14 protein-coding genes are annotated in these 12337 nt (G+C 38.9%); 13 read left to right on the top strand and 1 reads right to left on the bottom strand.

Going from position 1 to position 12337, the window contains the following annotated elements:
- The 9 genes from KFT32_RS19905 to KFT32_RS19865 form a co-directional block, all read left to right on the top strand.
- Window positions 1-605: glycosyltransferase family 4 protein (locus KFT32_RS19905; protein WP_211749203.1), on the top strand; the 605-nt coding region annotated here is incomplete at its 5' end.
- A 46-nt stretch (window positions 606-651) separates the two neighbouring features.
- A complete protein-coding gene (locus KFT32_RS19900) occupies window positions 652-1245 on the top strand; it encodes a WcaF family extracellular polysaccharide biosynthesis acetyltransferase (protein WP_211749201.1) in 594 nt (197 codons plus the stop codon).
- Window positions 1235-2512, top strand: a complete 1278-nt coding sequence (locus KFT32_RS19895; protein ID WP_211749198.1) for a glycosyltransferase family 4 protein — start codon at window positions 1235-1237, stop codon at window positions 2510-2512. Before KFT32_RS19900 ends, KFT32_RS19895 begins: the two co-directional genes overlap by 11 nt.
- A complete protein-coding gene (locus tag KFT32_RS19890) occupies window positions 2509-3873 on the top strand; it encodes a sugar phosphate nucleotidyltransferase (RefSeq protein ID WP_211749196.1) in 1365 nt (454 codons plus the stop codon). Before KFT32_RS19895 ends, KFT32_RS19890 begins: the two co-directional genes overlap by 4 nt.
- The gene (locus KFT32_RS19885) at window positions 3851-4990 is read left to right on the top strand and encodes a hypothetical protein (RefSeq protein WP_211749194.1); all 1140 of its coding nucleotides are present in this window, start codon (window positions 3851-3853) and stop codon (window positions 4988-4990) included. The genes KFT32_RS19890 and KFT32_RS19885 overlap by 23 nt, the downstream gene beginning before the upstream one ends.
- A gap of 28 nt (window positions 4991-5018) precedes the next feature.
- The gene (locus KFT32_RS19880) at window positions 5019-6353 is read left to right on the top strand and encodes a UDP-glucose dehydrogenase family protein (RefSeq protein WP_211749192.1); all 1335 of its coding nucleotides are present in this window, start codon (window positions 5019-5021) and stop codon (window positions 6351-6353) included.
- 70 nt (window positions 6354-6423) lie between these two features.
- Window positions 6424-7356 carry an LCP family glycopolymer transferase gene (locus KFT32_RS19875; RefSeq protein WP_211749190.1) on the top strand — a complete coding sequence of 311 codons (933 nt, stop codon included), beginning with the start codon at window positions 6424-6426 and terminating at the stop codon, window positions 7354-7356.
- Between the two features lie 50 nt (window positions 7357-7406).
- A complete protein-coding gene (locus KFT32_RS27720) occupies window positions 7407-7907 on the top strand; it encodes a VanZ family protein (protein WP_481856355.1) in 501 nt (166 codons plus the stop codon).
- A gap of 33 nt (window positions 7908-7940) precedes the next feature.
- Window positions 7941-8432, top strand: a complete 492-nt coding sequence (locus KFT32_RS19865; protein WP_211749186.1) for a hypothetical protein — start codon at window positions 7941-7943, stop codon at window positions 8430-8432.
- A gap of 118 nt (window positions 8433-8550) precedes the next feature.
- On the opposite strand, the gene KFT32_RS27495 is transcribed toward KFT32_RS19865, so the two are convergent.
- Window positions 8551-8676, bottom strand: a complete 126-nt coding sequence (locus KFT32_RS27495; RefSeq protein ID WP_283246453.1) for a hypothetical protein — start codon at window positions 8674-8676, stop codon at window positions 8551-8553.
- A 304-nt stretch (window positions 8677-8980) separates the two neighbouring features.
- On the opposite strand from KFT32_RS27495, the gene KFT32_RS19860 reads away from it, so the two are divergent.
- From KFT32_RS19860 to KFT32_RS19845, 4 genes are all read left to right on the top strand, one after another.
- A complete protein-coding gene (locus tag KFT32_RS19860) occupies window positions 8981-9349 on the top strand; it encodes a hypothetical protein (RefSeq protein ID WP_211749184.1) in 369 nt (122 codons plus the stop codon).
- Between the two features lie 63 nt (window positions 9350-9412).
- Window positions 9413-10321: an ABC transporter ATP-binding protein gene (locus KFT32_RS19855; RefSeq protein ID WP_211749182.1), complete on the top strand. Its 909-nt coding sequence runs from the start codon at window positions 9413-9415 to the stop codon at window positions 10319-10321.
- Entirely contained in the window at window positions 10314-11093 is a 780-nt protein-coding gene (locus KFT32_RS19850) for an ABC transporter permease (RefSeq protein ID WP_211749180.1), read from the top strand. The genes KFT32_RS19855 and KFT32_RS19850 overlap by 8 nt, the downstream gene beginning before the upstream one ends.
- A 79-nt stretch (window positions 11094-11172) precedes the next feature.
- The gene (locus tag KFT32_RS19845; protein WP_211749178.1) at window positions 11173-12252 is read left to right on the top strand and encodes an AI-2E family transporter; all 1080 of its coding nucleotides are present in this window, start codon (window positions 11173-11175) and stop codon (window positions 12250-12252) included.
- Window positions 12253-12337: the final 85 nt, after the last annotated feature.

Genomic DNA, 12337 nt, shown 5'->3' with positions numbered 1-12337 from the left:
ATATTATTGACACCAATTATAGAAATAACCTCAGTATTAGAACTAATGATGTTGTATTCCTCTATATGGGGAGAATTGTTCCGGGGAATGGTGTGCTGGAATTAATTAAGGCTTTTCAAGAAGCATATGGTCAAAATAATAGTAAGCATCTTATAGTTGCTGGGTTTCATAATAATAAAAGTAAGTATGAGGAAGAAGTTAGGGGTGAGGCATTGAAAAACAGTAACATTCATACCCTAGAGTTTCAAGAAAATGCACCTGAATTGATTGCTTCTTCAGATGTAATGATTTGTCCATTTACTAAGCCTCACTTTTCAAGAAGTATTATTGAAGCTGCCGCTATGATGAAGCCAGCTATTGCATCAGACATAGGAGGGCCAAACGAACTAATATTAAATAATACTACAGGTTTGCTCTATGACATTAATAAAAAGGGATCATTAACCGAATGCATTCTTCAGTTAGGTGAAAATAAAAATCTTAGGGTTGAATTTGGGAGGAATGCATTGAGTTTCGCTCAGGAAAATTTTGATTCAGTTAAAAACGCCAAAAGAACTTTTGAATTTTATAATCGATTTCAAACAAAATATCACCTTCAACACTAAAAAGAGTAAAGAAGTTAGACTTTGATTTTGATCTGAGGTAAATAATATGAAAAATAAAATTAGACTTGATCGGTACAGCCAAACTGGTTACTCTCGTGGGAGAAACGGTTTGGTTGTTTTAATATGGTGGCTCATTCAAGGTACTATTTTTCGCTTTTCCCTGCATCCTATGTATAAATGGCGCAATTTTTTGTTGCGTCTCTTTGGTGCGAAAATCGGCATTGGAGTTCAAGTGAGGGCATCAGCTAAATTTACGTATCCATGGAAAGTAGAGATAGGTGATTATTCGTGGATAGGTGATAACGTTGAACTATATAGCTTGGACGAGATCGTTATCGGGCAACACTGTGTGATTTCTCAGCAGAGCTATCTCTGTACTGGAAGTCACAATATGCATGATCCTCATTTTGGTCTAATTACGAAACCTATTCATATTCATGACGGGGCATGGGTTGCCAGTGATGTGTTCGTATATCCAGGGGTTACAATAGGAGAAATGGCGGTCGTTGCTGCTAGAAGTACGATAGTAAAAACAGTACCTTCTAACGAAGTTCATGCAGGATCACCTGCTAAATTCATGAAACATCGATTTGAAGAGACAAATCAAATGATGTTAGAGAGGTTGTCAAATGAAGCCTAATATCGTATTTGTTATTAATTATTTTCATCCTGATTATGCTTCAACAGGTCAGATCCTTACAGATTTGTGCATGCATCTTCAGCATGATTTTAATATAACAGTAATTGCTGAGTTGCCACCTTCCATGAAAGATAATAATAATCGGAAGAAATTTCATTATGATGAGTTAGAGAAAATAAAAATAATTAGAATTCAACTCCCAGAGGTCGATAAGACAAGTAAGTTAAGTAGGTTGCGTTATATTGCATCCTACTTTTTTAATGCGGTCTACATACTACTTAAACAGAGAGATATGCAATTTATTTATACGATATCTCAACCTCCTGTACTTGGCGGTTTAATTGGATCGATTGGAAAGATTCTAAGGGGCTCCAAACACATTTATAATATTCAAGATTTTAATCCTGAACAAGCAGAAGCGGTTGGATATAACAAGAGTAAGTTGCTTGTTGGAGTCGCCCGATGGGTTGATAAAATGAATTGTCGACTTGCAGACCATGTTATTACGGTTGGTTATGATATGCGTGAGACATTAGAACGCCGATTTAAAAATCGAAATGTGCCAAGTAATTCGGTAATTAATAATTGGACAGATGAGAAGGATATTGTTCCTTTAGATAAAACGCATCCAGAGGTCTCTCAATTTCTAGATGAAAATGATTTACAGGATAAATTTATTGTTATGTATTCTGGAAATTTAGGTCTTTATTATGACTTGGAGAATTTAATCAAGTTTACGGAACGTTTTAAGGAATGTCCAGATTTAATGTTTGTGTTTATCGGAGAAGGTGCAGTTAAACACAAGATGATGTCGTTTGTTAAAGAACAACAGATCACACAAGTAAAATTTTTAGGCTTTCAAGATAAATCCAGAATTAAATATTCTTTGAATGCAGCTGACATCCATCTAGTAGTTAATCAGAAGGGAATAAAAGGAGTTTCTGTACCAAGTAAGATTTATGGAGTAATGGCTGCAGGTAAACCTGTATTCGGTGTTTTGGAAGATGGAAGTGAAGCGTTTCGGTTGGTTGAGGAGAGTAAATGCGGTGTACTAGTGGAACCTCAGCAATATGATGAATTTGTAGAGAAAGTAAAACAAATGTACTTTATGAAAAATAGTGAATTGTTTGAGATGGGAATGAGAGGTCGCTCATACCTTGACCAAAATTTACGCAGAGAAGTGGCTATGGATAAATATCGTACTTTGCTTCATTCATTAACTTCTGAACCTAATGCGAAACAAAAAGGAGTGGAGATGAATCTATGAAGCTTGTTTTACTTTCCGGAGGATCCGGTAAAAGATTGTGGCCCCTGTCCAATGATGCTCGGTCAAAACAATTTTTGAAAGTACTACAGGATGACGAACAAAACATGGTATCTATGGTCCAACGAGTTTGGGCCCAGATTGGAAAAAATGGGCTTTCAGATGATAGTTATATCGCGACCAGTAAATCTCAAATTGAGATTATGCTAAGCCAAGTAGGTAAGGATGTCCCTCTGATCATAGAACCTGAACGTAGAGATACTTTTCCGGCTATCGCTCTTGCAGCAACTTACTTATATTCTGTACAGGGTGTGAGTTTAGATGAAACAATCGCTATTCTACCTGTTGATCCTTATGTAGAGGACCACTTCTTTGATACTGTAAAAGTTTTAGAGGGGGTCTTAAAGAAATCTGGAGCGGATTTAGCATTGATTGGCGTTAGGCCTACTTACCCTTCATCTAAATACGGTTACATTATACCAGCTGAAGATCCATTATCCAATGAGTATGCGACAGTATCCAGATTTCAGGAAAAGCCCACTGAAGAAGAAGCGGAGCAGCTTATACTTAAGCATGCTCTATGGAATTGTGGTGTCTTTGCATTTAAACTTGATTATTTAATTTCTCTACTCGTAAAGAAAGAAATGCCTATTCACTATGAGGAATTAATGAAGCAATATCATAAACTACCGAAAATCAGTTTTGATTATGAAGTAGTTGAAAATACGAAGCACATTGTTGCGGTTCCTTATGATGGATATTGGAAAGATTTGGGTACGTGGAATACACTCACAGAGGAAATGGGAAGCAGACAGATTGGTAAAGGCATTATTAGTGAGGATTCCTCGAATACCCATCTTATTAATGAGATGGATATTCCGGTTACTGTTTTAGGTGTTTCAAATGCTGTTATTGCTGTCAGCCCCGATGGTATTCTGGTTACTGACAAATCCTCGAGTCCAAGAATTAAGGATGTTGTGAATTTCAAGCAAGGTCCAATGTATGAGGAAAAACAATGGGGTTGGTGTAGAATTCTGGATATTCAAACCTATGCGGATGGAAATCAAGTAGTCACCAAAAAAATGAATATAAAAACAGGTGAAAACTTGAGTTATGTATTAAGTACAGAAAAGCAAGAAGTATGGACCATTGTTAAGGGTGAAGCTGAGTTTATTCATAACGGAAATTTCATGTTGATAAAAGAAGGCAACGTCTTACACATTCCAGCTAAAACAATGCATGGTTTAAGGGCAAAGAGTGAAGTAGAGTTTATCGCTGTACAAACCGGACCAGTTAACGGTTTTGAGGATACTATAGAAATTTACAAAGAGTGGACAGAAATTGAACAACACTGCAGCAAGTAATACTGGACATTTTGAGAGAGTGATTGCATTTTACATCTCAAATTATGGCTATGGGCATGCTACTAGGAGCATTGCAGTTTTAAGGCATATGATGAGGGAGCCTGCATTTCTTCGCACTCACTTTATTGTGTGTACTGGTGATGTCATATCATTTGTTCAAGATTCCTTAGAAGGAAACAGTAATGTTAGCTACCGAAATACTACACTAGACATTGGGTATATCACTCAAAAAGGTTCAGTTGAGCTTTCCAAAAGTGGAATGCATCAAACCTATCTTAACTATATGGAATCCTTCTCGAAGCTTACTAAGCAAGAGAAGGATTTTTTATTGCTCTCAAAAGTGGATCTTATTATTTCGGATATTTCTCCTATTCCATTTGTTGCCGCTAATGAGTTAAGAATCACTTCTATCGGAATATCTAACTTTAGTTGGTTCACTGCGTATCAAGATACTTTAGAATCTCAATTTCTTAAACAGTTAGAGAACGCATATAACAAAATGGATTATTTCATCTCTCTCCCTGGCGCAGATGAGCCCTCATGGGGACGAAAAGGTTCTCTGGCAACAGATTTCTACTGCAGGAGTGTAAATGAAGATGAGGTTCAATACCTTAAGAAGAGTTTAGGTTTAGACAATTACCAAAAAGTTGTGTTTTTTACAATGGGGCTTAGTATTCATGAGCTAAAGGATATCTCAAAACTCCCTATATGGGAGGACTCTAGCACTGCATTCATCGTATCGGCAAACGTAAACGTACAGGGGAGAAAAAATATTTATAGGATTCCTCCTTCTTATCTTGAATCACAAAATTATCTTGCAGTTTCCGATTTGGTAATTACTAAGCCGGGGTGGAGTACGATCAGCGAGGCTTTCGTGTATAAGAAAAAATTACTATTGGTCCAGCGTTCGGGAATGAGAGAAGACACAAACTCTATTCGATATTTAGAGGGGAAACTTTCATTCCACACCATGGGCTGGAATGATTTTATGAGTATTGAGACATTAAACACCTTTTTTCAAGAGCCATCTATAGAAGAATCTATTCATTCAATGAACAAAAAATCAAATGAGTCTCTGGAATTAATTACTCGTTTTATAGAAAAAGTTAGTGTGTAAAGTTCATAAAGGTGTAGGGGGAAGCTAAATGAAAATCACGGTTGTTGGAACTGGATATGTAGGTCTTGTATCAGGCGTTTGTTTCGCTGAGATCGGAAATGAAGTCATTTGTGTTGATCAGCAAATTGAAAAGGTTCAGATGCTAAACCAAGGAGAAGTACCTATTTATGAACCGGGATTAAAAGAATTAATTCAACAGAACAAAAATTTACAGCGGCTCTCTTTTACTACCGATATTCGTAACGCAGTAAGTCAATCAGAAATGATTATTATTGCAGTAGGGACACCATCACTGCCCAACGGAGAAGCTAATCTTGATTATATTAGGCAGGCTGCATTAGATATAGCGCTAGCTATAAATGGTAAGAAAATTATAGTAACGAAGAGTACCGTTCCTGTAGGTACTAATGAAGAAATTAAATCAATAATTAGAGCCCATACAGATCACCCTTTTGAGATTGCATCTGTTCCAGAGTTTCTAAGAGAAGGAACAGCGATTAAGGATACTCTATATCCTGACCGTATTATTATTGGATGCGAGGATGAAGAGACTGCTTCGGTATTAAAGAGCCTGCATGCATCCTTAACAAACAATATTATTACAACCGATATCCGTTCAGCGGAGATGATTAAATATGCTTCCAATGCATTTCTTGCCACGAAAATCTCATTTATTAATGAGATTGCAAATATTTGTGAGAAAGTAGGAGCGGACGTAACTAGAGTAGCAGAAGGAATGGGATATGATCGTAGGATCGGTAATTCATTCTTACAGGCTGGTATTGGCTATGGCGGATCTTGTTTTCCTAAAGATACTCAAGCATTAATTCAAATCGCTGGTAATGTTGATTATGAATTTAAATTGCTGAAATCTGTTGTTGAAGTTAATAACGATCAGCGCTTTAACATTATTCGAAAACTTGAAATGGCATTAGGCACACTTTCTAATAAGAGAATTGCAATTTGGGGATTGGCATTTAAACCAAATACAGATGATATTCGAGATGCTCCTGCTATCGAGATTATTCAAGAATTAATCAAATTAGGTGCTGTAGTGAATGCATACGATCCAATTGCTACTTCAAATTTTCAGAAAGAACTGAATCACGAATCTATTGTTTGGTGTGATAGTGCACTTGAAGCTGCAAAAGATAGTGATGCGCTTTGCCTTTTAACTGAATGGTCTGAATTTGCAGAGATCAATCTTCATGAATTAGCAGCTCATATGAATCGATCTATACTTATTGATGGAAGAAACGTATATGAACCGGAAAAAGTAAAAGAAGCCTCCTTCATTTATTATTCTGTTGGTCGTCCTCATGCAGCTAATATTTCTGATACTTACACGGAAGCTATGTCCTAGGGCATAGCTTCTTTTTTTGGTTTTATGATAATGAAGATATCTGGCATATATGTGAAGGGATTGAACTAATATGAAACGTTGGCTCAAAGTAACACTTAGTATTATCTCCTTATTTATTGTTATAGGGGGGGGGCTTGCATGGTATCTATATGCTTCCATCGAATCTACAGCCAAAGATATATATGAACCGCGTAAGCCAGTCGTTCCTGTTACAACTGTAGATGGTGGACAACAAGTGAACCCGGAGAAAATATCAGAAGAGGAACCTTTCTCTGTATTACTCCTAGGAGTGGATGAACGAGAGAATGATGTAGGTAGATCCGATACTATGGTTGTATTAACTGTTAATCCTCAGAAGCACTCTATCTTGATGTTCAACATTCCGAGAGATACACGTACGGAAATTGTAGGAAAAGGAACAGATGATAAAATTAATCACGCGTATGCTTTTGGTGGAGTAAACATGTCTGTACAAACTGTAGAAAAATTTCTAGGGTCCCCTATTGATTATTATGTAAAAGTAAATATGGAAGGGTTTACGTCAATTATAGATTTATTAGGTGGTGTTGAAGTAAACAATTCCTTTGCTTTTACAATGGGTGAAAAACAATTTGCCCAAGGGAACATAAAATTAACGGGTGAAGAGGCACTATTATATTCTAGAATGCGCTACGAGGATCCTAGAGGAGATTTAGGTAGAAATGCAAGACAGCGTGAAATTCTTCAGAATTTAATGAAAAATGCTCTGCAAGTATCTAGTGTGGTGCAAATTCAATCTATTCTTGATGAAGTTGGTGGGAATGTGAAGACGGATATTACATTTACAGAAATGAAAAAATTTATAATGAACTATCGCTCCGATTTGAAAAATATTGAAACGATCGAAATCAAAGGGCAAGGCAAAAAAATAAATGGAGTGTATTATTATATTGTCGATGAACAGGAGAGGTCAAAAGCTGAATCGTTAATGAAAGAACATTTACAAAAGGCAGAAAAATCTTGAGTAGACTTAAGGAAAGAAATTCCAGGAAAAAGAAACAAAAAAGAAGAATAATGGTTCTTGCTTTATTTGTGATACTTTGGGCTTTTTTAATCCTGTTTATGTCGACAAGGACTTATCAACAGCAGACGATACGACCACTCCTTATTAAGACGGTTCATCAACTAAATATTAATGTTAACTTGCCTAATATCACAATTCATTATGCTGGACATTCTAATAATTTACGGACAAATCCTTATGGGTTTGTAGAATTTGTATTTAGAAAAAGTGCGCATATGTTTGTTTATGGCGTGCTGACACTGTTAGCCCATTATTTGTTTAGAAGAAGATGGGGAAAGAATATGTTAAGCTACTTGTTTCCCCTCATTTTGATAGTCCTCATCGCAAGTATAGACGAGTACTTACAAAAATTTTCTGTTGGTAGAACCTCATCACCCTATGATGTACTGCTAGACTTCACCGGAGGTTGTATTGCTTTACTTCTCAGCATCATTATCGAAAGATTGTATCGCAGACGCAGGTCTAAAGATTCCTCCTCGCTCATAACCTGAGAAAGATACAAAGGACAAGTGGGGAGGGGCATCATGCTGCGCAGACGCCGGGGAAAAGGTTTGGTCAAATTGCTCACTGCCGCCTTGGTGGTGGGCTTGATTGTTCTTTTGTTCTATAGTGTACGTGGTATGGTTAAATCAACGAATGAAGAAGAAGCGGTACAGATCATTGAACAATTTTATGCTTTTGAGCAAGAAGGGGACTTTGGAAGTTCGTGGGAGTTATTTCACTCTCTTATGAAGGAAAAATATAAGAAGCCTGATTATGTTCAGACCCGGGCGCATGTGTTCATGCAGCATTTCGGTACGAACACCTTCCAGTATAATTTAAGCGAGCCAGAGCGGAAATTCGATGTACAATTGGTTGAGGGCAAAGAACCACTGAAGGAAGTTTATCTCATTACAGTAACCCAAATCTACCATTCTTCTTTTGGAAATTTCAAAATCGTCCAACCTGTCTATGCCGCTGAGGAGTCGGGTGAATGGCGTGTACTATGGTCATTCCAGAGATCAGAAGATTTCTAATATGAGATGACGTATGAATTGAAAAAGCACCTCGATGCACAGGATTCTCCCGTGCATCGAGGTGCTTTTTTGCGTTGGCTTAACTTACTTTTCCGCTAAGAATCGTAAGAAAGTTGTCCTATTGTGCAAGAAGGGCGCGTACAATAAAGTAGGTCAAGATGGGGGCGCCCAAAATAACCAATACAGGCACGATGCTGATGTGTCTGGATGCATTCCTCCTCCACTTTTTAACCATTCTTCTCACATTCATTCCTCCTACAAACCAATATTAATAACAATACAAATTGTATCATTTGTACAGAGGGGTGTGAATATGAAAACAGCTTGTTTTCGTAATTTTTATGTAAAACATCTCTTTTTTTCTGAAAAAGTCTGATTTCATCTCTGTAAAAGGGGTTACATTTTAAATAAGGGGCGAAAAAATCTTGACAAAAAAATAGGACTCCATTATGTTCTAGATACAAATTGTATCGAAAATGATCGATTTATGCGGTTTTATATTTCAAGAACGATCCTTACACGTTGCTTGATTAGAAGGAGGCTTCAATATGATAGGTACCAGCCGTTTTTATTGTGTTGCCTGCAAAAGAATACTGTGGGGTGGAAATGAGTCTATGAATTACTTCAACTCTTCTGTGACAGAAGCCTCAGGAGACGCTCTTGATGGATCTCCTTTATCTAGGAAGATAGACCCTGTATCGCCTACGTTTACAGCCAATCTTATCTTCCGTACCGGATTTTATCGTAATGAAATGCCCCTTGGTTATTGTGGTCACTGTCGTGAAGTTCATCATACGAAGCAAAATCGTCAATCTCAACAACAAACTTGTGAACAGGAGAGTGAACATCCTGCTTCGCTCTGTTCTTGGAAGAAAGACCCTGTACTCGAATGTGGGACAGGTTCTATGGTACACTAGCTTTTGAGCAAGTGAGATGCCAGAAGCTGTACTATATGAAGAAAATAAGGAGTGAACTTGTCCATGCATCAAGATCCTGTTGTTCGAATGCAAGGGGTCAGCAAAGTCATTTCTTCCCGCTATCTAGTGCGAGACCTGACTCTGGATATCCTTCCAGGCCAGGTCTTTGGTTTTTTAGGTCCCAATGGAGCAGGGAAGACGACGACAATTCGGATGATGGTAGGTCTGATGTCCATCAGCGAAGGCGATATTCATATTGCTGGTCATAGCGTGAAACATGAATTTGAAGATGCGATCCGCGAGGTAGGAGCTATTGTCGAGAATCCGGAGATGTACAAATTTCTGACCGGATATCAGAACTTGCTTCACTTTGCTCGTATGTCACCTGGAGTGACCAAAGAACGGATTCAGGAAGCGATTGAACTGGTAGGACTCACCCAGCGCATTCACGATAAGGTGAAGAATTACTCGCTCGGGATGCGGCAGCGGCTTGGAGTGGCGCAAGCTATTTTACATAGGCCGAAGCTGCTTGTCCTCGATGAGCCAACGAATGGACTCGATCCTCAGGGAATTCGCGAACTGCGTGATTACCTCAGAAAACTATGTGAAGAAGAAGGAACCACGGTATTTGTATCGAGTCACCTTTTATCTGAAATGGAACTGATGTGTGATACGGTAGCTGTCATACAGAATGGTAAGCTTATTGATGTTAGCAGCGTAAGAGCAGAGGGGACGCTTGCTACAACCGAATATGCCTTCGAAGTAAGTGACGTCGATATGGCGCACACACTAGCTGGAGGCGAGGGACGTGTAGAACAAGGAGTGTTATACATACCAGGAACGAGAGACGAGGCGGCAGCGCTGAATGTTCTTCTCGTACAAAATGGAGTGAAGGTCTACGGGATTCGAGCTAGAAAGAGCTCTCTGGAAGATCAATTCTTGGCACTTACAGGAGGTGAATCCATTGAGTAATTTCTTTATGCTTGTCCATAATGAGAATACGAAGATATATCGCCGTATGCGCACATGGGTCATGATAGGAATCTTAATATTCATGTCGATCATCATTCCTTATCTGTTCTCTGGAAATGGAAGAGGAGAAACGATCTCTTTCTGGGAAGGAGCGATGATAACCGTTTCCTTTGTGAGCTTCCTGAACACCATCTTTGCCGTCGTCATCGCAGCAGAATCGGTGGCAGGTGAATTCTCTTGGGGAACCATCAAACTTCTGCTTATTCGTCCGTGGACAAGAAGCAAAATCCTTTTCTCCAAATATATTTCGGTGTTGCTATTCAGTATTCTTAGTACACTCGTTATGATTCTACTTGCTTTGGGCGCATCTTATGTCTTCATGTCTTCGAGCGTTCAGCCTGAATTGGCACCTACAGATATATCTCCAGCGAGTTATGCACTGGTTAGTTGGGTATATGAATACGTAGATCTATTTATTACGATTGCGATTGCTTTTATGGTATCCACCGTATTTCGTTCTGGGGCGCTTGCCATCGGGTTATCTCTATTTATGTTATTTACGCAGGGGATTTTTGCAGTGATCTTTAATCCAGAACGTTATGCATGGGCGAAGTACATCCTCTTCACTAACATGGATCTTGGTCAATACATGTATGGTGGAGGTACCGGAGGGATGAGTCTAGGGTTTTCTTTGATCGTTCTTGCCGTGTACTACGTGTTATTTATGGGCATCGCTTGGTATGTATTCAACAAAAGAGATGTCGCAGCCTGATTGATGATGACCGGATCCGGTTACAACATGAAGCTTCTGAACATCGTAGACTAATTTTATATGGATGGAGGGTCTGGCATTGACTCAAACAAACCGATTTTTCCGATTTCTCATCGGAATTATTCTGGTCTTTCTCGTTATTTATCTGGGCTCAAAAGTTAATTTTATCTTTGATCCCGTAATCTCGTTTATTAGTATTATTCTCGTTCCACTGATGCTGGCTGCTTTTTTCTACTATCTGCTTCGGCCGCTGGTAGAACTCATGCATAAGCGAAAGGTCAACCGCTCGGTTGCCGTCTTATTGATTTATTTGGTAATTGCGCTGATTCTGGTCGGATTTATTCTAGGCATATGGCCTTCCCTTCGAGAACAATCCCTAGGATTCGTTGAGAATGCGCCCAATCTGATTAATATGCTCACGAAGCAGCTGAAGGAACTCGAAGAAAGCGGTGTTCTTGCACAGTTCCTGCCTGAAGGTACGAATGTGTTCACCAAAGTGACGGAGATTATCGATCAAGGATTAAAATTGTTTACCAACTATATGTCTGGGCTTGTTTCCTTCTTCTCCTCCTTTGTGATGGTGCTCTTCGTTTCACCGATTATCCTGTTCTTTATGCTTAAAGAAGGCAGTAAATTCGGTGAAAACATTGTAAACTTCATGCCAAGACGCTTCCGGGATGAAGGGACTGACCTCATGAATGAGATTGATAACTCGATCAGTGGTTTTATCGTAGGGCGTGTCCTTACGAATGTGGCACTTGGCGTGCTGATGTATATCGGTTTCCTTATCATTGGATTACCGTATGCATTACTTCTTACCGTCGTCTCTGTCATTATGAACTTCATTCCGTTTATCGGGGCGATTGTATCATCCGTTCCGATTGTTATTATCGCGTTCATTGAAGAACCATCGATGGCAATCTGGGCACTAGTTATTATTCTAGTTGCACAGCAAATTCAGGATAACCTGCTTGCACCGTATATTATGAATAAGACGCTGGATATTCACCCGATTACGACGATCGTCGTTGTACTGGTGGGTGGAGATATCGGTGGACTTATTGGAATGCTTCTGGCTATTCCTTTCTACATGGCAGTCAAAATCATCGTACGCCGTGTATATAATGTCTTCTTTAAAGATCGCTGGGAAAAAGCGTAACCTGCTGCTGTCAGCAAAATTCGAAGGACCCTTCCTTCGGTCAAAATAAAGCAAAACAAGGCCCGCAGCTTGGGGTGTTCCCTAA

The organism is Paenibacillus sp. Marseille-Q4541, from assembly GCF_018310695.1.
Classification (GTDB): domain Bacteria; phylum Bacillota; class Bacilli; order Paenibacillales; family Paenibacillaceae; genus Paenibacillus.
This window is presented reverse-complemented; position numbering and strand designations above follow the sequence as displayed.

Coding starts and splice junctions, on each gene's coding strand:
- KFT32_RS19895 (WP_211749198.1), top strand. CDS start 1,235: ATGAAGCCTAATATCGTATTTGTTATTAATTATTTTCATCCTGATTAT.
- KFT32_RS19865 (WP_211749186.1), top strand. CDS start 7,941: ATGCTGCGCAGACGCCGGGGAAAAGGTTTGGTCAAATTGCTCACTGCC.
- KFT32_RS27720 (WP_481856355.1), top strand. CDS start 7,407: ATGGTTCTTGCTTTATTTGTGATACTTTGGGCTTTTTTAATCCTGTTT.
- KFT32_RS19890 (WP_211749196.1), top strand. CDS start 2,509: ATGAAGCTTGTTTTACTTTCCGGAGGATCCGGTAAAAGATTGTGGCCC.
- KFT32_RS19855 (WP_211749182.1), top strand. CDS start 9,413: ATGCATCAAGATCCTGTTGTTCGAATGCAAGGGGTCAGCAAAGTCATT.
- KFT32_RS19900 (WP_211749201.1), top strand. CDS start 652: ATGAAAAATAAAATTAGACTTGATCGGTACAGCCAAACTGGTTACTCT.
- KFT32_RS19880 (WP_211749192.1), top strand. CDS start 5,019: ATGAAAATCACGGTTGTTGGAACTGGATATGTAGGTCTTGTATCAGGC.
- KFT32_RS19860 (WP_211749184.1), top strand. CDS start 8,981: ATGATAGGTACCAGCCGTTTTTATTGTGTTGCCTGCAAAAGAATACTG.
- KFT32_RS19875 (WP_211749190.1), top strand. CDS start 6,424: ATGAAACGTTGGCTCAAAGTAACACTTAGTATTATCTCCTTATTTATT.